A 20259-nucleotide genomic window follows, 5' to 3' on the forward strand; every position below is an offset into this window, starting at 1 on the left:
CAGCCTCTCGTCCGGGTGCCGCCAGCGTGCGACGGCACACCGGCCGGGGGCCAGTCCCCTTGCCGATACGGCAAATCCCGCTCACCCCTCTACCGGTTTCCGGAAGGCGCGCAGGTGGAACACCGGGTCGGGGCGGGGAAGGTCCTGGTCCGGCAGCCGGGCCAGGCGGGCGGCGAACTCCTCGGTGCGCGGCTCGCCCGGCGGGAGCATGGTGAACCAGCCGCGGCGCAGGTCGGCGATGGTGGCGCGGGGGCTGCGGCCCTGGCCGGCCCCGGGGAACGAGCCGCGGCCCGCGGGCCGGAGTCCGTGCCGGCCCGCGTGCGCGGTGACCGGGCCGGCCGCGTCCGCGGCGGGGCGGCGCGGACGCCCGACGAGGACGGCGTCGATGTCGCTGCCGACGTCGTGCGCCGCGGCCTTGTCGACGGTGGTGACGTAGGTCCCGCCGGGCCGCAGCACCCGGGCGCACTCGGCGACGACGGCTCGCACGCCGTCGGGGTCGTCCAGCAGGTGCAGCAGCCACACGGTGGTGACCGCGTCGACGCTGCCGGTGCGGAAGGGCAGTCGGCGGCTGTCGGCCCGGACGACCGCGCCGGGCAGCCGGGCCGAGGACGTACGGACCATGGCGGGGGTGAGGTCGGCTCCCGTCACCCGCAGCCCGGGGCGGGCGGCGGCGAGCCGCCGGGTGACGATCCCGGTGCCGCAGGCGACGTCCAGGAGCCGGCCCGGGGCGTCGGGTATCAGGCCGAGCAGGGCATGGGCGGCCGCGGCGGCTCTGGCCTCGCCGCCGCGGGAGCTGTCGTAGTGCCGGGCTTCCTCGTCGTAGTCGAGCACGCCCCTCAGTGTGCGCCGTGGGCCGGGGCGATGTCCTCCACCCTGCGGGCGAGGACGAAGTCCTTCTCGGTGACGGCGCCGCCCGCACTGTGGGTGTTCACGCTGAGGGAGACGGTGTTGTAGCCGAGGGTGAGGTCGGAGTGGTGGTCCAGCTCGTCCTGGATGCCGGCGACGTGCATCACCAGTGCGGCAGCCGCGAAGTGGGAACCGAGGCGGTAGGAGCGGGTGAGCCGGTCACCGTCGGCCGACCAGCCGGGCAACTCGGCCAGCCGGTCCTCGATCTCCTTCTGCGACAGCGGTTCGACGGCCACGGCGGGGGCTCCCTTCGGGGTGGGGGGTGTCCCTTTCGGGGGAAGGCGGGTACGTCTTCAGCCTGCCACGTCAGGGGCGTCCCCACTCGGCCGACGCGGCGGCCCCGGCCGCCGCTGCTCCGCCGGCCGGGTGCGCCTCGACTAGGGTCGTCGGTATGACCACTGTCGCGTCCGCTCCTCCCGCATCCGGGTCCGCCGCCGTCACCGACAAGGGTGTCGGCCCGCTGCTGCGCGCCTGGCGGGAGCGGCGCCGGATCTCCCAGCTGGAACTGGCGCTGCGGGCCGACTCCTCCGCCCGGCACATCAGCTTCGTCGAGACCGGCCGGTCCCGGCCGAGCGAGGAGATGGTGCTGCGGCTCGCCGAGCACCTGGAGGTGCCGGTGCGTGAGCGCAACTCTCTTCTCCTGGCGGCCGGTTACGCCCCGCGTTTCCCCGAGACCCCGCTGGACGACCCGGCGCTGGACGCGCTGCGCGACGGTATGGAACGCCTCATCGTGGGCTACGAGCCCTACCCCGCCCTGGTGGTGGACGCCGGGTACACCGTCGTCGCCGCGAACCGGGGCATCGCGATGCTGCTGGAGGGCGTACCGGAGGAGCTGATGGCACCGGCGCCGAACGCGATGCGCCTGACCCTGCATCCCGACGGGCTGGCGCCTCGCATCCGGAACCTGCGGGAGTGGCGCGGGCACCTGCTGGCGCAGATGGAGCGGGAGATCGCCCTCCAGCGCTCCGAGCGGCTGCGCGCCCTGTACGAGGAGGTGTCGGCCTACCCGGTGCCCGAGGACGCGCACGACGGCGAACCGACCGAACCCGTCCCCTACTTCGCGCTGCCGCTGCGGATCGAGCACGACGGCCGGATCCTGTCCTTCGTGTCGTCGATCTCCACCTTCAACACCCCGATGGACGTCACGGTCGCCGAGCTCGCCATCGAGACGTTCCTGCCGGCGGACCCGGCGACCACCAAGTACCTGCACTCGCTGGCGGGTTGAGGAAGGAGACCGGAACCGGGTCCTCTCGACCGCGTGTGCGAGACGGCGTCCCGTGGCAGACTGCCCGCGTACTTCCGGCGCGTAGGGGAGGGCGTGGCGTGAGTGAGCGGCGTGCCGCGCCCACCGTGGGTCAGGTGGTGCTCGGGAAGCGGTTGCAGGAGCTGCGTGAGGCGTCCGGGCTGAGCCGCGAGGAGGCCGCCCGGGTGCTGCGGGTGGCGTCGGCCACGGTGCGGCGCATGGAGATGGCCGAGGTCGCTCTCAAGATCCCCTACGTACAGGTGCTGCTGGACACGTACGGGGTGGCCGAGGACGAGGCCGCCGCGTTCGTGGGGCTGGCCGAGGACGCGAACCAGCCGGGCTGGTGGCAGCGGTTCCACGACGTGCTGCCGGACTGGTTCAGTCTGTACGTCAGTCTGGAGGGCGCGGCCCGGGTCATCCGCTCCTACGAGCCCCACTTCGTGCCGGGGCTGCTCCAGACGGAGGCGTACGCGCGTGAGGTGATGGAGGCCGGGACGATCGGGCAGACCGTGCCGGAGACGATAGAGCGGCACGTGTCGCTGCGCATGGAACGTCAGACGCTGCTGGAGCGGGACGATCCGCCCCACCTGTGGGTGATCATGGACGAGACGGTGCTGCGGCGCCCGGTCAGCGTGCGGCCCGAGGTGATGCGCGGCCAGCTGGACCGGCTGCTGGAGTACGCGGAGCGCGACCGGGTCACGCTGCAGCTCGCCGAGTTCGCTTCGGGCCCGCATCCGGGAACGTACGCCCCGTTCACGCTGTTCCGGTTCGCCGAGCCGGAGCTGCCGGACATGGTCTTCACCGAGTACCTGACGGGCGCGCTCTACCTGGACTCGCGCCGGGAGGTCGCCGCGCATCTGGAGGTGCTGGACCACATGACGGCCCGGGCGGCCTCGGCGCAGCGCACCAGGAAGCTGCTGCAGGAGTGCCGCGAGAAACTGTGAGACCACTCCCCCGCCCGAACGTCCGTCCCCGGTGACCCGATGACCCGTACGGGTCTGTGAACAGGTGCGCCCCGGTGCCCGCCCCTAGGTTCGAACCACAGGGCGAGGCCGAGGAGCGCACGTGACCGACACGCACATACCGCCCAGGGAGCCCGGCGCGGCCCTGCTGGCGGCCGGGCGGTTCCTCCGGCCCGGCACACCCGCGGCCGACCTGCACAGTGTCACGCTGACCCGGTGGCCGGGAGGGGGACGCGTTCTACCGGGACCGGTGGAGCCACGACAAGGTCATGCACTCCACGCACGGGGTGAACTCCGGTGGTGGACGCGCTGTCCGGGTCCGGGCACGACGCGAAGGACGCCGGCAATCTGGTCGGCGCCATCGGCACCCTGCGCATTCCGCTGGAGTACCTGGCGGAGATGTTCACCGCGGGCGACACCGGGCCGGTACGGGCGCTCGGCGACGCCCGCCGGCTGGAGGAGTCGGCCCTGCCCGAGGGGTGCAGCCTCGAGTACGAGGGCGGTCCCGCCATGGGCGGCGACGGCCCGTTCGGGCAGGACTCCGGGCGCAGGAACCTGCCGCTGGTGTCCGTGGAGAACTTCCATCTGCTGCGCAGACGGCAGACGTCCGACGACGCGAAGGAGGCGTGATGCCCGCGGACACGGTGCTGTACCAGGCGGCGGCCCTCTGCCTGACCTACCCGGACGACGACTTCGTGGCCCGGCTGCCGCTGCTGCGTGAAGCCGCCCCACAGCTGCGGGAGTTCACCGACCACGCGGCCGTCACCCCGCTGCCCGAGCTGGAGGCGCACTACGAGCAGGTCTTCGACCTGCACAACCGGCACAGTCTGTACCTCAGCTGGTGGCACGACGGCGACACCCGGCGGCGCGGGATGTCCCTGGTGCGCTTCAAGGACGTCTACCGCCGGCACGGGCTGGAGTTCACCGGCGAGGAGCTGCCGGACTTCCTGCCGGCGGTGCTGGAGTTCACGGCGCGCACCGGCGAGACCGGGCTGCTGACCGGACACCGGGACGGTCTGGAGCGCTTGCGCGCCCGGCTCAGCGATCACGGCACGCCGTACGCCAGTGTGCTGGACGCGGTGTGCGCCGCCTTGCCGGCCGCACGGACCGGCGTGCGCCCATGACCACCCCGCTGTGGGGCGCCCTGCCGTACAGCGCCTTCGCGCTGCTGGTCGCCGGTCTCGTCTGGCGTTACCGCTACGACAAGTACGGCTGGACGGCCCGCTCGTCGCGGGTGTACGAGTCGCGGCTGCTGAACATCGCCTCGCCGGTCTTCCACTACGGCGTCCTGTTCGTGCCCGCCGGGCATCTGGTGGGCCTGTTCGTGCCCTCGTCGTGGACCGCGGCGGTCGGTGCGGACGAGCACGTCCACCACCTGTTCTCGCTGTACGGCGGTACGGCGGCCGGGGCGCTGACGGTCGTCGGGATCCTGCTGCTCGTCTACCGCCGGCGCACCAAGGCCCCGGTGTTCCGGGCGACCACGGCCGACGACAAGGCCATGGACGTCCCGCTGGTCGGGGCCGTGGTGCTCGGCATGGTGGCCAAGCTGTCGCACTCGGCCGGTGACGGCTACGACTACCGGCGGACGATCGGCCCCTGGGCGCGGAGTCTCTTCACGCTCCAGCCGCAGACGGGGCTGATGGCCGGTGTGCCGGTCCTCCACCAGGTGCACGCGGTGGTCGGCATGGTGCTGATCGCGTTCGTGCCGTACAGCCGTCCGGTGCACAGGTCCAGCGCGCCGGTGCAGTACCTGTTCCGGCCGTACGTGGTCTACCGGGCTTGGGACCCGCGGCAGTTGGGGCCGCGTCCGGAACGGCGGGGCTGCAAGCGGCTCGGCGGTTAGGGCCCCTCTCCGGGCGGCCGGTACGGCAGACGAGTCAGGAGGCGGCGTATGCGAGTGGCTCTGCACGCCCTCGGCATCGGGCACGGCGCCCGTCCGGAGGTCGTCCGGGCGGTCGCGCGGGCGGCGGAGGCGCACGGGTTCGCCCGGCTCTGGGCGGGTGAGCACGTGGTGCTGGTCGACGCGCCGGCCTCGCGGTACCCCTACTCCGACGACGGACGTATCGCCGTCCCGTCCGACGCCGACTGGCTCGACCCGCTGCTCACGCTGAGCTTCGCGGCGGCGGTGACCGAACGGATCGGGCTCGCCACGGGGGTGCTGCTGCTCCCGGAGCACCAGCCCGTCGTGGTGGCGAAGCAGGCGGCGACGCTGGACGTGCTGTCCGCCGGGCGGCTCACCCTGGGGATCGGCATCGGCTGGTCGGCCGACGAGTTCGCCGCGCTCGGCGTCCCGTTCGCGGGGCGGGGCCGGCGGACGGAGGAGTACCTCGCCGCGATGCGCACCGTGTGGCGGGATGACGTGGCCACCTTCGAGGGGGAGTTCACCCGCTTCCGGGACATCAGGGTCAACCCGAAACCGGTGCGGGAGCGGCGGGTTCCCGTGGTGATGGGCGGCAACGGCGACGCGGCGCTGCGCCGGGCCGTGACGCTCGCGGACGGCTGGTACGGCTTCAACCTCTCCACGGCGCAGGCCCTGGAGCGGGTGTCCGTGCTGGCCGGGCACTGCGTGGAGCAGCGGCGTCCGATGGCCGCACTGACCGTGGCGGTCGCCCTGACCGATGCCACTCCCGCCGTACTGCCCGAGCTGGCCCGGGCCGGTGTCACCGAGGTGGTGGTCGTCGGCGCGCCGCCCGAGGCACCTGACGAGGCGGCACGCTGGGTAGGCGGAATCGCCGGACCATGGTTGAACGGTGGGCATTCCATAAAAGCCACTTGAGGGGTATTCAACGATTGCTTATGACCGTCGCCGCCTGACGGGATTCCGAAGTGCCACTGCTCACATGCACAGTTGGAGTGCAAGTGCGTTCCGGATTCTGAGATATCCTTCTGGTCCGGCACCCCATTTCCGCGGGTGAACCGTTGATTCGCATTTTCAACGACTTTTCCTTCGACGTCTCTTCGCACCGCCGTCCGCCTTTCTCGCGCCGACGGTTCCACGCCTTCGAGCAGGAATTGATGCCCGTTCAACCACTGGCGGAGCTCATACGCTTCGCACGCCTCAACTCGCCCTTCTACCGGGATCTCTACGCCCATCTGCCCGGACACGTGGCGGACCTCACCGAACTCCCGCTGGTTCCCCAGGCCGATTTCTGGCGGGCCAACTCCCCCCGCGACAACACGCTGCTGACCGCCCCCCTGGAAGAGGCCGTCGTCTTCCGCAGCGGCGGCACCACCGGGTCGCCGAAGTTCTCCTGCTACACCCGCGACGAATGGCGCGAGTTCACGGCCGCGTTCGGCGCCGGAATCGTGAACGCCGGTCTGCGGCCCGGACACCGGGTGGCCGACCTGTTCTACGCGGGCGACCTGTACGCCAGTTTCAGCTTCGTCCTCGACTCGCTGCACCGCTCCCCGGTCGCGAACGTGCGCCTGCCCATCGGCGGGGCGGCTCCCTGGGAGTCCACGACGGCCACGCTGGAGGAGTTCCGGGTCCAGGTCGTGGCCGGAACGCCGACCACCCTGTGCGCGCTCGCCGAACGCCTCGTCGCCGCCGGCCGGACACTGCCGGACGTGGAGCTGCTGTTCTTCGGCGGGGAGTGCCTCTTCGGCGACCAACTGCCGCTGCTCGGCTCCGCGTTCCCGAACGCCGAGGCCCGTTCGCTCGGCTACGCGAGCGTGGACGCGGGCCTGCTCGGCGAGGCCGTACCGGGCGGCGATCCACGCGTCCACCGGGCCTTCACACCGCACACGGTGGTCGAGATCGTCGACGAGGAGAGCGGACGGCCGATCCCGCGAGCCGGTGTGCCGGGGCGGCTCGTCGTCACCGACCTGCGCAGACGGCTGATGCCCGTCCTGCGCTACCCGGTCGGCGACCGGGCCGAGTGGGTGGACCGGGACGCCGCCGTCTTCCGCATCCTGGGCCGCGCCGAGGAGGGCGTGCGGGTCGGCCCGGTGACCCTGCACACCCAGGACGTCCACGACATCGTCACCGCCGCCGACACGGCCGGTGAGGTCACCGGACTCCAACTCGTGGTGCGACGCGAGGACGGCCGGGACGGCCTGGTCCTGCGCTTGGCCACGGCCGAACCCGCCCGCGCGGCAACGGCGTTGGCCGACGCGGTCGCCGCCGCGGTCCTCGCCCAGCGCCCGCTGTACGGCAGCGCCGCCGCCGCGGGCCACGTGAACCCGCTCGTCGTCGAATGGGCCCACCACCGCGAGCTGGCCGTCAACTCCCGTTCCGGCAAGCTCGTGCGCGTCGTGGACGAACGGCCCCTGTCATGAGCGTGCCGCCGCGTCGGCCCCTCGTGCTGCGCAATCCCTCCTTCGGCCGGGTATGGTCCGGCCAGCTCCTCACCCAGGCGGCAGGCCGGATGTTCCAGGTCGGCGCGGTCTGGTGGCTCGTCGCCGTCGCGGGCGGGGCTCACCGCGGGCTCGGCTCCGGGCTGTTCCTCATGGTCAGCACGCTGCCCGCGGTCGCACTGGCCCCTGTGGTCGCCCGGGTCGTCGCGGGCCGCGCGCACCGGACGGTGCTGGCCGGCACCGCGGCCACGGCGGGAGTGGCGGCCGCTGCCGCCGCCGCGGCCGCGCAGGCCGGGGCGCTGCCCCTGGCCGCCGTCTACGCCGTGGGGCTGGTGCTCGCCGCCTGCCAGGCGCTGTTCGACCCGTGTCTGACGACCTCCGTGCCCGAACTGGTGGAGGACGCCGACATCGAGTCGGCCACCGGCTTCGAGCTGGCCACCCAGTCGGTCGCCGGGCTCGGCGGCGGGCTGCTCGGCCCCCTCGTGGTCGACTCCGGCGGCCTCGTCGGCGTGGTCGCCGGATGCGCGGCCGCCTATCTGCTCGCCGCCCTGCTGGTCGTCTCGGTCCGCTTCCCGCACGCCGGCACGGCGGCCCAGGATCCGGCCGGCGCTCCCGCGCCACCGCGACGGACGCTGCGCCGGATCCTGGCCGGACTGCCGTTCATCCGCCGGGTACTGGTCTGCTTCGCCGCCGCCAACGTCTGCACCACGGCCGTCTACGTCGTGATGCCGCTCTACACGCGCGGTGTCCTGCACTCCACCGGGTCCACCGTCGCCCTGCTGGAGGCCGCGCTCGGCGCGGGCACGTTCGTCGGGTCCTTCACCGGCGCCCGTGTGCCGGGGCGTCCGGTCGCCCTCGGCAGCGTGTGCCTGGCCGGGACGGCGGCGGCCCTCGCCCTGCCGGGCCTCGTCGCCGCCCGCCCGGTCGCGCTCGGTGCGCTCGCGGTCGTCGGCTGGTGCGTCGGCGTGATCGGCGTCCGGTTCGTGGCGCTGTTCCAGCGCCTGGTGCCCGCCGAGGACAAACCGGGGTTCTTCGCGGTGATGCAGGCGCTGCTCGGCGTCGCGTTCCCGCTGTCCTCCCTCGCCTTCGGAGTGCTCGGCGACCACCTGACGGCCCGTGTGCTCTGCCTGGTGCAGGGCGCCGGTCTGGCGCCGGTGGCCCTGGCGCTGTGGTGGCTCGGCGGCCGGACGGGCACCGACGGGACGACGGCACCCGCCGAAGCCGTACCGGCCCTCGCGACGGCGGAAGAGCGGTCATGAGCGTCGTCCTCGCCCCCGCCACCCTCCAGGACGTCGCGGAACTGCGGCAGTTGTACTTCGACGTGTACGGGCACGGCTACCCCGTGCCGCTGGGCAGCGACCCGGCCGTCATGCGCCGACTGATCACCGGCGGCACCGACCACTGGCTGACCGCCCGCACGCCCGGCGGTGCCCTGGTCGGCTCCGCGGTCGTGCAGACCGATCCGGGCAGCCGTATCGGCAAGCTCCTGGGCCTCGCCGTGCATCCCGGCCACCGTGGTGGCGGTCTCGCGTCGCGGCTGACCGGAGCGGTCTGCGACGAGGCCTTCGCGACCGGCCGGCTGGACTCGGTGTACGCCACCGTCCGGGTCGTCACCGAGGGCCCGCAGCACGTCGTCGTGCGCAACGGCTTCCGGCCGCTCGGTCTGCTGCCCAACGCCGTCGAGGTCGAGGGGTGCGAGACCCTCGCGCTGTTCGCCCGCTACGCCGACGGCGTACTGGCCCGCCGCGCCCCCGTGCCGCACGTTCCCGAACGCCTCTGCGCGCTGCTGGCCGCCGCCCGTGCGGGCGTCGGCATCGACTACGCGGACACCGGCCGCGTGCCGTCCCGCGCCCCGCTGCCCACCGCGCCCGGTGCCGAGCCGATCGAGCTGATCGCCGCCCCGGCGTTCGTGCGCCGCCGCTTCCTGGAGCACTTCCCCGACGCGGGCGACCGCTTCTTCCCGCTGCACACGCCCAACGCGGTCCTGGTGGCCGCCGACGGCGGTTTCGAGGCGTACGCCGACCTCGATCCGGTCGCCGGGAGCTGTGCCATCGTCGCCGTCCATCCCCGTCCGGCCGCGGTCAGCGGCGCGCTGGAGTCGCTGATGACCACGGTCACCCGGGCCGGCGCGGACTACGCCGAGACGCTGCTGCCGCTCGCCGACACCGCGGCCCTGGACGTCTTCCTCGCCTCCGGCTTCGTACCGAGCGCGGTCTATCCGGCCATGCGCCGGATCGGCGACCGGCTCCACGACTACGTCGTGCTGTCCCGTACCAGCCGCCAGATCGACTTCCGCGCGACGGCCGCCGGCCCGCTGCTCCAGCCCTACCTCGGCGCCTACCTGAGCGCCTGGACCACCACCTACCTGCCCCTTCACGAGGTGTCCCGTTGAATCCCCATCTCGCTCCCGTCGAGGTCCCCGACCCGGCGGCGCTCGGCCATGTGCAGGCGCTGTGCGACCTGGCCGAGCCGTACGCGTCCGGAGCCGGACCCGACGGACTGTTCGCCGCCGCCATGGCCGAGACCCACGCCTGGCACGCCGAACGCTCCGCCTTCTTCGCCGGTCTGCTCTCGGATCCGCCCGAGGACCCGGCGCCCACCATCGGCGCGGGGGTGCGCGCTCCGCTGGTGCCCGCCGCCTTCTTCAAGCGCCACGAGGTCCTCTCGATCCCCCGCGACGAGGTGTTCCTGCACCTCACCTCCTCGGGCACCACCGGCCAGAAGTCGCAGATGTTCTTCGACGAGTGGACCATCCGCTCGGCACAGCGCATGGTGGCCCGGATCTTCGACCACTACGGCTGGATCACCCCCGAACAGCCGGTCAACTACCTGCTCTACAGCTACGAGCCCGCGCCGTCGCTGAAGCTCGGCACGTCGTTCACCGACAACTACCTGTGCGACTTCGCCCCGGCCCGGCACATCATGCACGCCCTGCGGCACACCGGCGGCGGCCACGAGTTCGACGTGCACGGCTGCATCGCCGCACTGCGCCGGTACGCCGAGGACGACGTACCGGTCCGCATCCTGGGCTTCCCCGCCTTCCTCTACTTCACCCTGGAGCGGATGCGGGCCCTGGGGACGGAGCGGCTGCTGCTGCCTGCGGGGTCGCTGGTGATCCTCGGCGGCGGCTGGAAGGGCCACGCCGACCGGCAGATCGGCAAGGAGGCGTTCCGCGCCGAGGTCACCGAGCTCCTCGGCGTCCCGGGCGACCGCGTCCGCGACACCTTCGGGTCCGTCGAGCACTGCGTGCCGTACGTCGAGTGCGCCCACCACCGGCTGCACGTGCCGGTCTGGTCCCGGGCCGCGGTCCGCGACACCGCGACCCTGCGGCCGCTGCCGTACGGGGAGCCCGGCTTCCTGCACCTGGTCAGCCCGTACATCACCGCCGTGCCGGCGCACAGCGTCGTGATGGGCGACCTCGCCTCGCTGCATCCGGGCGAGGAGTGCCCCTGCCCGTCGTCCACCGACTGGTTCACCGTGCACGGCCGTGCCGGAGTGAGCCGCAACCGCAGTTGCGCGGTCGCCGCCGCCGAACTGCTGAAGGGAATGTCGTGACTGCCGTACTCCACCTCTGGCAGGGCGAGTTCGTCGACGACGCCGAGGCGGGCCGGCGGCTCGCGGGGCTGTCCGAACGGGCCGGGCGCGTCCTGGCCCGCCCGCTGCCCACCGACGTGGTCCTCGACGCCTGTGCCGCCGTCGGCGGCCGGCTCGCCGATCCCGCCTCGGACCTGTACGGCCGCCTGGCCGGACACCTGCCCGCCGGCGAGGCCGCGGGCGTCCTCGCGGAGCTGGCGACCGCCCTCACCCGGCAGGCGCTGGAACGCAAGCTGCGCCGGGAGCTGGGCGGGCTGCGTCCGGAGCGCCTGACCCGGCCGGACGCCCGCGAGACGGTCTACGAGTCATGGGCGCCCGTGGGCCTGCTCGTGCACATCGCCCCGTCGAACGCCGCCGCCGTGGCGCCGCTCAGCGTCGTCGAGGGACTGCTCGCCGGGAACCTCAACGTCCTCAAGACGAGCAGCGCCGACAGCGGACTGGCCGCCGAACTGCTCACCGCGCTGGGGGCGGCCGACCCGGGCGGTCTGATCGCCGAACGCGTCGTCGTGCTGCGTTTCGCGTCGTCGCGCCGGGACTGGCTCCGGACGCTGTGCGGGCAGGCCGACGCGATCGCCGTGTGGGGCGGCGAGGACGCGGTGCGCGCGGTCGGCGAACTCGCGCCGCCCGGCTGCCGCGTGGTCGAGTGGGGCCACCGGATCTCCTTCGCCTACCTCACCCCCGGCGCGGCGGCCGACGACGCCCTGCTCGACGCCCTCGCCGCCGACGTCTGCCGTTTCGAGCAGCAGGCGTGCTCCAGCCCGCAGGTCGTCTACCTGGACACCGGGGACACAGAGGAACTCTTCGCGTTCGCCGCCCGGTTCGCCGAGCGGCTGGCGAAGGTGTCCGACGCCCGCCCCGCACCGCTGCCCGGCACCGCCGAGCAGGCGGAGATCAGCACCGTGCAGCAGCTCGCACGGCTCGAGCAACACCTGGGCCTCACCCGCGTGTTCGCCGCCGAGGACGGTTCCTGGCGGGTCCTCGCGGACACCCGCCCGGCGCTCGACGCCTCCCCGCTGCACCGCAGCGTGTGGGTGAAGCCGCTGCCGCGGGCCGCACTCGTCGCGACCCTGCGGCCGATGCGCCGCTACCTCCAGACGGCCGCCGTCGGCGGCGACCGGTCGGACCTCGCCGCGCTGTCCCGCGCCCTGCTCGCCGCGGGCGTCACCCGCGTCACCCCGGTCGGCTCCATGCTGGACGGCTACGAGGGCGAACCGCACGACGGCGTCTATGCGTTGCAGCGCTACAGCCGCCGGGTCGGCGTCCGCGCACCGGGCGCGGACTTCGGCGACGTCGCCTGCCTGGACGACCTGGTGGCGCCCCCGGTGCTGCCCCCGGCCCCGGACGCGCCCCTGCTCGGCAAGGAGGGCGTGCAGCGCGCGCTCGCCACGCTGGACCCGCGCCACGCGCACCTGTACTTCCGCAGCGGAGGTTCCACCGGTGCGCCCGCCCTGTCGGTGTTCACCTGCGACGACTACGACAACCAGATGCGGGCGGCGGCGCACGGGCTGCTCACCGCCGGGTTCGACCCGGCCCGCGACCGGGCGGCCAACCTGTTCTACTGCGGTGGGATGTACGGGAGTTTCATCAGCTTCTTCTCCATCCTGGAGCGGCTCGACGCCACCCAGATCCCGATGGCCGCGGGTCCCGACCACGCCTTGGTGGCCGAGGCGCTGGTCGCCCACCGTGTGGACACCGTGTTCGGCATGCCGTCCTACCTGTGGCAGCTCTTCCACGCGGAGGCGGACCGGCTGCGGGCCTACGGCGGCGTGAAGAAGGTGTTCTACGGCGGCGAGCACTTCACCGCCGAGCAACGCCAGGTGCTGCACGAGGAGTTCGGGGTCGAGACGATCCGGTCGGCCGCGTACGGAAGCACCGACCTGGGTCCGCTCGGCTACCAGTGCACCGCGTGCGAGGGTTCCGTGCACCACGTGCTGACCGACCTGCACACGCTGGAGATCCTCGACCCGCTCCAGGACCGGCCGGTGGCGCCGGGCGAGCCGGGCCGGCTGGTCTTCACCTCCCGGGCCCGCTCCGGTCAGCGGCTGGAGCGCTACGAGATCGGTGACCTGGGGCGGGCCGTGGAGGGACCGTGCGCGTGCGGCAGCCACGTACCGCGCCTGGAACTCCTCGGACGCCACGGCGACGTGGTGCGCGTCGGCACCTACTTCGTCAACTACCGGCGGGTCCTGCGGGCGGCGCAGGAGCGGCTGGCGTACCACGGCGAGGTGCAGCTGCTGGTCGCCCCGGGCACCGGCCGGGAACTGCTGACGGTCCGGCTCGACGAGCAGTACGCCGGGGACGCGGCCGCCGCGCGCGAGGCGCTGGCCGCCGAGGTCCCGGAGCTGGCCGCGGCCGAGGCCGAGGGCCTGCTGGCCGTGGCCGTGGAGACCGTGCCCAGGGCGGCCTTCGCCCGCACGGCGACCAGCGGAAAGCTGCGCACGGTCGTCGACCTGCGGTAGCCGGCCCGCCCGCCGAAGGGGCGCGGCCTAGGCCGCGCCTCCCTTCGCGTCCCCGTCCTCGTCGACGATCTCCGCGTCGACCACGCTCTCCTCGTCGGGGGCGGTGCGGTGCTCCCCGCCGCCCCGCTCCCCGGACGCCTCGCCGCCGGACGCCTCGCCGCCGGACGCGGAGGCGGACGCGTACATCGCCTGACCCATCTTCTGGCTGACGGTGGCGAGCTTCTCCACGCCGGTGCGCAGGGCGGCGGTGTCGGCCTCCTGCTCCAGCAGGGCCTTGAGCCCGGCGGTCGCCTCCTCGACCTCGCCACGGGTGTCGGCCGGTACGCGGTCGCGGTTGTCGGCGAGGAACCTCTCGGTCTGGTAGACGAGCTGTTCGGCCTGGTTGCGGGTCTCCGCGGCCTCGCGGCGCCGGCGGTCGTCCTCCGCGTACTGCTCGGCCTCGCGCATCAGGCGGTCGATGTCGTCCTTGGGCAGGGCGGAGCCGCCGGTGACGGTCATCTTCTGCTCGCGGCCGGTGGCGAGGTCCTTGGCGAAGACGTGCATGATCCCGTCGGCGTCGATGTCGAAGGCCACCTCGATCTGCGGGACACCGCGCGGCGCGGGCGGCAGCCCGGTGAGGTCGAAGACGCCGAGCTTCTTGTTGTACGCGGCGATCTCGCGTTCGCCCTGGTAGACCTGGATGGCGACCGAGGGCTGGTTGTCGGCGGCGGTGGTGAAGATCTCCGCACGGCGGGTCGGGATCGTGGTGTTGCGCTCGATCAGCCTGGTCATGATGCCGCCCTTGGTCTCGATGCCCAGGGACAGCGGGGTGACGTCGAGCAGCAGGACGTCCTTGACGTCACCGCGCAGGACGCCCGCCTGGAGGGCCGCGCCGACCGCGACCACCTCGTCGGGGTTGACGCCCTTGTGCGGGTCCTTGCCGGTGAGTTCCTTCACCAGCTCGGTGACGGCGGGCATCCGGGTGGAGCCGCCGACCAGGATGACGTGGTCGACCGCGGACAGCTCCACCCCGGCGTCCCGCACCGCCTGGTGGAAGGGGGTCTTGCAGCGGTCCAGCAGGTCGGCGGTGAGTTCCTGGAACTGGGCCCGGGTGAGTTTCTCCTCCAGGTGCAGCGGGCCCTCGGCGGAGGCGGTGATGTAGGGCAGGTTGATCGACGTCTCCGAGGAGGAGGACAGCTCGATCTTGGCTCTCTCCGCGGCCTCCCGGAGCCGCTGCACCGCCATCTTGTCGGCCGCGAGGTCGATGCCGTACTGCCCCTTGAACCGCTTGGCCAGGTACTCGACGATCCGCTGGTCCCAGTCGTCGCCGCCGAGGTGCGTGTCGCCGTTGGTGGCCTTCACCTCGATGACGCCGTCGCCGATCTCCAGCAGCGACACGTCGAAGGTGCCGCCGCCCAGGTCGAACACGAGGACCGTCTGCTCCTCGCCGCGATCCAGGCCGTAGGCGAGGGCGGCGGCGGTCGGCTCGTTGATGATCCGCAGCACCTTCAGGCCGGCGATCTCCCCGGCCTCCTTGGTGGCCTGCCGCTGGTGGTCGTCGAAGTAGGCGGGCACGGTGATCACCGCGTCCGTGACGTCCTCGCCCAGGTAGGCCTCCGCGTCCCGCTTCAGCTTCTGCAGCACCCGGGCCGACAGCTCCTGCGCGCGCAGCCGTGCGCCGTCCAGGGAGCCCTGCTCGGGGAAGCGCCACTGCGGATCGCCCATGTGCCGTTTCACCGAGCGGGCCGTGCGCTCCACGTTGGTCACGGCCTGCCGTTTGGCGACCTCGCCGACCAGCACCTCCCCGTTCTTCGCGAAGGCCACCACCGACGGGGTGGTCCGCGCGCCCTCCGCGTTGGCGACGACCGTCGGCTCGCCGCCCTCCAGGACGGCGACCACGGAGTTCGTCGTCCCGAGATCGATCCCGACCGCACGTGCCATGGTCCGTCCCCTTCCGCCCGGGCGCCTTCGGCACTTCCAGCACAGGACGTGCGTACGGCGCTGTCAATCCACGGGTTCCCAGGAAACGGGTGTGCCGCGCCCCCGGCGAGGGACGCGGCACACGGGGACGTACGAGCGTCAGGCCAGCTCGGCCGTCAGGGTGATGGTCGTGCCGGTCAGCGCCTGGCTGACGGGGCAGTTCTTCTTGGCGTCCTCGGCGGCCGAGGCGAAGCCCTCCGCGTCCAGGCCGGGCACCTCGCCGCGCACGGTGAGGTGGATGCCGGTGATGCCCTCACCGGGCTGGAAGGAGACGTCGGCGTTGGTCTCCAGCCGGGTGGGCGGGGTGCCGGCGCCGGCCAGGGCGTGCGAGAGGGCCATGGAGAAGCAGCTGGAGTGGGCGGCGGCGATCAGCTCCTCGGGGCTGGTCTTGCCGTTCGCGTCCTGGGCGCGCGAGGCCCACGTGACCGGCTGCTGGCCGATGCCGGAGGAGTCGAAGGTGACGACGCCGTTGCCCTCGAGCAGGTTGCCTTCCCAGACCGTGTGCGCGGTGCGCGTGGTAGCCACGATGGTTCCTTTCGCGAGTGGTCCCGTGTGCGGACTTCCTGTCCCTATCCGATCACATCCCGGCGCGTCGCACTCCGAAGACCGGCCCGCGCGGAGTGAACGGGAGGTGACTTCCCCGCGGGACCCTCCCGTGGCGGAAGCGCGGGAGCACGGGCGGGGCCCGGTGTTCAGGCGGCCCGCTCCGGGGCCGCGGCCCTCGACAGCGGCACCTGGGGCCCGTCCAGTTCGCCGAGCCAGCGGCGCAGCAGGCGGTGCACGTCCTCGGCCCCGGTCAGCGGCTCCCCGTCCGCGGCGGGTGCGGACAGTTCCAGCGGGGCGAGCAGGAACGGATGGGACTGGGCGCCGCCGAGGCCGCCGTGGGAGCCTATCTGCTCCTCGAAGGCGAGGACCTCGCCGTCGGCGGGGTCGTGCGCGGAGTTGACCATGATGTCCGCGGTGTGCGGGAACGAGTGGGTGCGCCGGACGGCGTCGGCGGCGCCGGGCCCGAAGCGGGCCAGCGGGCCGGGGTCGTCGTCGAGCCCGGCCAGCGGGATCTCGGCGCCGTACGCCCCGAGGACCACGCCGTCGTGCCGCTCGCTGCGCACCAGCAGGAAGCCGATGCCGGGATGGTTGGCGAGGGTGGTGAGCAGGCCGGGGTGGCGGGCGTCGATCTCCTCCTTGGTCATGCGGTGCGGCACGTCCGGGAAGGAGACCAGGCCCAGGTTGCCCGAGGCCAGCACGATCGGGTCGGGGCCGCCGGCGGCGGGGTGGCGCGCGCCGTTCTCCTCGGGGCGGCGCAGGGCCGCGCGGACGGCGGCGCGGGCCTCGGCCCCGCTGCGGGTACGTTCGGCGCGGCGCGGCACGGGCAGTCCGCAGCCGGCCCGGACGAGGTCGCCGAGGGTGAGGCCGTAGCGGGCGCGGAAGGTCTCGCCGGGGCTCTGGCCGTGGTCGGAGAGGACGACGATGCGGTAGGGGCGGGGGGCGTGTTCGGCGACCCGCTGGAGCAGGGCGAGGGACCGGTCGAGGCGTCCGAGCACCTTCTCGGCGTCCCGGCTGTGCGGTCCGGAGTGGTGGGCCACCTCGTCGTAGGCGACGAGGTCGGCGTAGACGGCGGTGCGGCCGGCGAGCATGTCGCCCATCACGGCGGCGACGACGACGTCCCGTTCGACGACGGTGGCGAAGGCGCGGACCAGGGGGTAGAGGCCGCCGCGGCCGACGCGCGGGCGCTGTCTGCGCAGGCGGGCACGGGTGGACTGGCCGATCTCGCGGCCTACCTCGGCGGCGAAGGACAGGGCGGTCCGGACGGCGTTGGCCGGGTCGGAGAAGTAGGCGAAGTAGCCGGCGCGGGAACGGTTCTCCCGGCTGCGGCGGCGGGCGGCGATGGACAGGACGAGGGCCTGCTCGCCGGCGCCGCCGCTGAACAGGTTGCCGCGGCTGGCGCCGTCGACGGCGAGCAGCCCGCCGTCGCCGGTGCGCCCGACGGCGCGTTCCTGGAGCTCGGCGGCGCTGGTCGGCCGGTTGGACACCATCACCTCGCCCCGGTCCTTCTCGTACCAGCGGAACGCCGGCACGTCGAAGGTGCTGCCGTGCAGGATGCCGAGCTGGCTGGCGCCGGTCTGGCTGGACCAGTCGGTGCGCCAGGGCACGAGGCGGTGGGTGGGCCGTGCGCCGTCGGCCGTGGCCAGCCAGCCGGCGAGCGTGGGCATGAGGCCCCTGCGGACCGCGGCGGTGAGCACGTCGTGGCCGACGCCGTCGAGTTGGACGCAGACCAGGCCGGGGGCGGACGGGCAGGGCGGGTGGGCGCGGCGGCTGCGGGTGGCGAGCCGGTGCAGCCGGCGCCGGTAGGCCTCGTCGTCGCGTACGGCGAGGCCGGCGCCGGTCGCCGAGGCCACGGCGGACATCACGGCGGCCACCATGACGGCGGTCTCCGGTGCCGCCTCACCCTGCCCGGTGGGGTTGATGCGCAGGGCGAGCAGCAGCAGGGAGCCGTTGAGGAAGAAGACCAGCAGGCCGAGCACCAGCGCCGGCACGAGCAGCAGCAGCCGGACCAGCAGCGGCCAGACCACGGCCGACAGGACACCGAAGGCACCGGCGCCGCACGCCGCGGTGACCGCGATGCGGGTGGTGCTGTCGCCGTCGTCGGACTGGAGCTGGAAGTCGGGCAGGATCCCGGCGAGCAGCAGCATGGTGACCGTGGAGACCGCCCATACGGCGATGCTCCGCCCGATCTGACTGGCGATCCGCCGCCACCACACCCCACGCACGCCCCGCACCCCTCACGTCCCGGCCCCTGAACCGACCGGGCCGGCCTCCACCTTGTCATACCTGTCGGGAGAGGGCGCGGGCCGTCGGGGCACCGGCGGAGCCCGGGGGGTCAGCGGCCGTCGTAGCCCGCCGTCGGCATGGACAGGCGGCGGTGGACGTGTGCCTTCATCTGGGCGTCGTACGACGGCTCGGCGCGGCCCACCGTCTCCACCCGCACGCCCCGGCGCGCGCACTCGGCGGTGAACTCCTCCACCGAGGACAGGGCCCGTTCGAGCACCCGGCGGCTGGGGGCGACGAACACGTCGACGCCGGGCCGCACCCCGTCCCACAGAGCGCAGTGGTCGAAGCGCAGCCCGCCGACGAGGAGTTCCCGGGCGATCACGTAGCCGCGCTCGGCCGCCCAGTGGGCGCACATCGCGTGCTGGCTGCGGGAGTCCACCAGGAAGGGTTCGGCCTCCAGCTCCTCCAGAGGTGTCAGGCTGGCGATCGCGGTCACCCGCACCGGCATGATCGCGCCGAAGGCACCCCGCAGCTGTCCCATGGCGTCCCCCTCACCTCCGGGTTTCGCCGCCGACCCTACTCCTGCCCGTAGGCTTCGGGGAGTCGCGTGAAGGAGGCGAAGAAGGTGCCGGTGGAGATCACCTGGTGGGGTCACGCCACCTGCACGGTGGAGGACGCGAACACACGGGTGCTCACCGATCCCCTGTTCGCCCGCAGGCTGGCGCATCTGCGGCGCCGCCGCGGCGACTGTCCGCCCGCCGAGGCGCGCCGCGCCGACGTCGTCCTCGTCAGCCATCTGCACGCCGACCATCTGCATCTGCCCTCGCTGGCCGGTCTGGCCCCGGGCACGCGCCTGCTCGTGCCCCGGGGCGCACCACGGGCGGTACCGGGTGTGCGCCGGCTGCGGCAACTGCGGGTGACCGAGGTGGTGCCCGGGGACGAGGTGCGGATCGGCGACCTGCTGGTGCGGGTGGTGCCCGCGCTGCACGACGGCCGGCGTCTGCCGGTGGGTCCGCACAGCTGCCCCGCGCTCGGTTACGTCGTGGAGGGCGAGGCGCGCACGTACTTCGCCGGGGACACCGGGCTGTTCGACACGATGGCGGAGCAGGTGGGCCCGGTGGACGTGGCGCTGCTGCCGGTGGGCGGCTGGGGGCCGTACCTCGGCGAGGGGCATCTGGACGCGGGTCGGGCGGCACGCGCGCTGGCCCTGCTGGCGCCGCGGGCGGCGGTGCCGGTGCACTACGGGACGTACTGGCCGATCGGGATGGACGCGATCCGGCCGCACGAGTTCCACGCGCCGGGCGACGAGTTCGTGCGGCTGGCGGCCGTGGCCGCGCCGGAGGTCGCGGTGCACCGGCTCGGGCACGGGGAGAGCGTCCGGCCGCAGGTCGCCCGGTGAACGGGTCCGCGCCCGCCGCGATACTCGCGGCCGCCTCGGTCTCGGCCGTGCCGACGGAGTCGACCCAGCAGGCGCTCGGCTACCCGTCGTTGTTCCTGCTGGTGCTGATCGGCGCGCTGGTGCCGGTGGTGCCGACGGGGGCGCTGGTGAGCTCGGCCGCGGTGGTGGCGTTCCATCAGACGGCGCCGTTCTCCCTGCTCCTGGTGTTCGTGACGGCGTCGCTGGCCGCGTTCCTCGGGGATGCGGCGCTGTACTGGCTGGGGCGGCGCGGGCTGCGGTCGAAGAACGGCTCCCGGTGGCTGGAGGCGATCCGGTCGCGGGCTCCGGAGGAGCGGCTGGAGCAGGCGCAGGGCAAGCTGGCCGGGCACGGGGTCGCGGTGCTGGTGCTGTCCCGGCTGGTCCCGGCGGGGCGCATACCGGTGATGCTGGCGTGCCTGCTGGCCGAGTGGCCGCTGCGGAGGTTCGCGCGGGGGAACCTTCCGGCGTGTCTGGCATGGGCGGTGACGTACCAGGTGATCGGCATTCTGGGCGGGTCGCTGTTCCCGGAGCCGTGGGAGGGCGTGCTCGCGGCGGTCGCGCTGACCGTGGTGGTCAGCGCGGTGCCGGGTCTCGTACGGCGGTTCCGTCAGCAGCCGAAGAGGGCTCGGTAGCGACCGAAGGGGGTTCGGCGGC

The 20259-nt window shown here is 73.6% G+C and carries 18 protein-coding genes and 2 pseudogenes; 14 read left to right on the plus strand and 6 right to left on the minus strand.

Annotated features, from left to right (window positions below; translation table 11 throughout):
* Window positions 1-81: 81 nt before the first annotated feature.
* Window positions 82-831: a class I SAM-dependent methyltransferase gene (locus BLW57_RS08275; RefSeq protein WP_093473310.1), complete on the minus strand. Its 750-nt coding sequence runs from the start codon at window positions 829-831 to the stop codon at window positions 82-84.
* A 5-nt stretch (window positions 832-836) separates the two neighbouring features.
* Window positions 837-1142, minus strand: coding sequence for a 4a-hydroxytetrahydrobiopterin dehydratase (locus BLW57_RS08280; RefSeq protein WP_093473312.1), 306 nt, complete (start codon window positions 1140-1142; stop codon window positions 837-839).
* A 155-nt stretch (window positions 1143-1297) separates the two neighbouring features.
* Between BLW57_RS08280 and BLW57_RS08285 the strand changes: the two genes are divergently transcribed.
* From BLW57_RS08285 to BLW57_RS08340, 12 genes and pseudogenes are all read left to right on the plus strand, one after another.
* Window positions 1298-2131 carry a helix-turn-helix domain-containing protein gene (locus BLW57_RS08285; RefSeq protein WP_093473313.1) on the plus strand — a complete coding sequence of 278 codons (834 nt, stop codon included), beginning with the start codon at window positions 1298-1300 and terminating at the stop codon, window positions 2129-2131.
* 98 nt (window positions 2132-2229) lie between these two features.
* Entirely contained in the window at window positions 2230-3093 is an 864-nt protein-coding gene (locus BLW57_RS08290; RefSeq protein WP_093473314.1) for a helix-turn-helix domain-containing protein, read from the plus strand.
* A 121-nt stretch (window positions 3094-3214) separates the two neighbouring features.
* A pseudogene (locus tag BLW57_RS43050) lies at window positions 3215-3413 on the plus strand (hypothetical protein); the annotation flags it as partial.
* Window positions 3403-3741, plus strand: a pseudogene (gene narY / locus BLW57_RS08300) (nitrate reductase subunit beta); the annotation flags it as partial. The pseudogenes BLW57_RS43050 and narY, both read left to right, overlap by 11 nt.
* The gene (gene narJ / locus BLW57_RS08305) at window positions 3741-4235 is read left to right on the plus strand and encodes a nitrate reductase molybdenum cofactor assembly chaperone (protein ID WP_093480592.1); all 495 of its coding nucleotides are present in this window, start codon (window positions 3741-3743) and stop codon (window positions 4233-4235) included. The pseudogene narY and the gene narJ, both read left to right, overlap by 1 nt.
* Complete coding sequence (narI, locus tag BLW57_RS08310) at window positions 4232-4954, plus strand: respiratory nitrate reductase subunit gamma (protein ID WP_093473315.1); 723 nt, start codon at window positions 4232-4234, stop codon at window positions 4952-4954. Before narJ ends, narI begins: the two co-directional genes overlap by 4 nt.
* A 48-nt stretch (window positions 4955-5002) precedes the next feature.
* Complete coding sequence (locus BLW57_RS08315) at window positions 5003-5887, plus strand: LLM class F420-dependent oxidoreductase (RefSeq protein WP_093473317.1); 885 nt, start codon at window positions 5003-5005, stop codon at window positions 5885-5887.
* 239 nt (window positions 5888-6126) lie between these two features.
* Window positions 6127-7389 carry a phenylacetate--CoA ligase family protein gene (locus tag BLW57_RS08320; protein ID WP_093473318.1) on the plus strand — a complete coding sequence of 421 codons (1263 nt, stop codon included), beginning with the start codon at window positions 6127-6129 and terminating at the stop codon, window positions 7387-7389.
* A complete protein-coding gene (locus tag BLW57_RS08325) occupies window positions 7386-8666 on the plus strand; it encodes an MFS transporter (RefSeq protein WP_093473320.1) in 1281 nt (426 codons plus the stop codon). Before BLW57_RS08320 ends, BLW57_RS08325 begins: the two co-directional genes overlap by 4 nt.
* Window positions 8663-9799 carry a GNAT family N-acetyltransferase gene (locus BLW57_RS08330; protein WP_093473321.1) on the plus strand — a complete coding sequence of 379 codons (1137 nt, stop codon included), beginning with the start codon at window positions 8663-8665 and terminating at the stop codon, window positions 9797-9799. Before BLW57_RS08325 ends, BLW57_RS08330 begins: the two co-directional genes overlap by 4 nt.
* Complete coding sequence (locus BLW57_RS08335; RefSeq protein WP_093473323.1) at window positions 9796-10962, plus strand: LuxE/PaaK family acyltransferase; 1167 nt, start codon at window positions 9796-9798, stop codon at window positions 10960-10962. Before BLW57_RS08330 ends, BLW57_RS08335 begins: the two co-directional genes overlap by 4 nt.
* Window positions 10959-13460: an acyl-CoA reductase gene (locus tag BLW57_RS08340; RefSeq protein ID WP_093473325.1), complete on the plus strand. Its 2502-nt coding sequence runs from the start codon at window positions 10959-10961 to the stop codon at window positions 13458-13460. The genes BLW57_RS08335 and BLW57_RS08340 overlap by 4 nt, the downstream gene beginning before the upstream one ends.
* 27 nt (window positions 13461-13487) lie before the next feature.
* On the opposite strand, the gene dnaK is transcribed toward BLW57_RS08340, so the two are convergent.
* From dnaK to BLW57_RS08360, 4 genes are all read right to left on the minus strand, one after another.
* Complete coding sequence (gene dnaK, locus BLW57_RS08345; RefSeq protein WP_093473326.1) at window positions 13488-15380, minus strand: molecular chaperone DnaK; 1893 nt, start codon at window positions 15378-15380, stop codon at window positions 13488-13490.
* Between the two features lie 138 nt (window positions 15381-15518).
* On the minus strand, window positions 15519-15944 hold the full coding sequence (locus tag BLW57_RS08350) for an OsmC family protein (RefSeq protein WP_073891740.1): 426 nt from the start codon (window positions 15942-15944) through the stop codon (window positions 15519-15521).
* Window positions 15945-16111: 167 nt separating this feature from the next.
* Complete coding sequence (locus BLW57_RS08355) at window positions 16112-18187, minus strand: phage holin family protein (protein WP_093480593.1); 2076 nt, start codon at window positions 18185-18187, stop codon at window positions 16112-16114.
* A gap of 110 nt (window positions 18188-18297) precedes the next feature.
* Window positions 18298-18729 (minus strand): hypothetical protein, encoded by a 432-nt coding sequence (locus tag BLW57_RS08360; protein ID WP_256339428.1) that lies wholly within the window; start codon window positions 18727-18729, stop codon window positions 18298-18300.
* Between the two features lie 84 nt (window positions 18730-18813).
* On the opposite strand from BLW57_RS08360, the gene BLW57_RS08365 reads away from it, so the two are divergent.
* A complete protein-coding gene (locus tag BLW57_RS08365) occupies window positions 18814-19587 on the plus strand; it encodes an MBL fold metallo-hydrolase (protein ID WP_093480595.1) in 774 nt (257 codons plus the stop codon).
* Window positions 19584-20237, plus strand: coding sequence for a DedA family protein (locus BLW57_RS08370; RefSeq protein WP_256339429.1), 654 nt, complete (start codon window positions 19584-19586; stop codon window positions 20235-20237). The genes BLW57_RS08365 and BLW57_RS08370 overlap by 4 nt, the downstream gene beginning before the upstream one ends.
* The last annotated feature ends 22 nt before the right edge of the window (window positions 20238-20259 follow it).

The sequence above is a fragment of the Streptomyces sp. 1222.5 genome (genome assembly GCF_900105245.1).
In the GTDB taxonomy this organism is placed as follows: domain Bacteria; phylum Actinomycetota; class Actinomycetes; order Streptomycetales; family Streptomycetaceae; genus Streptomyces; species Streptomyces albidocamelliae.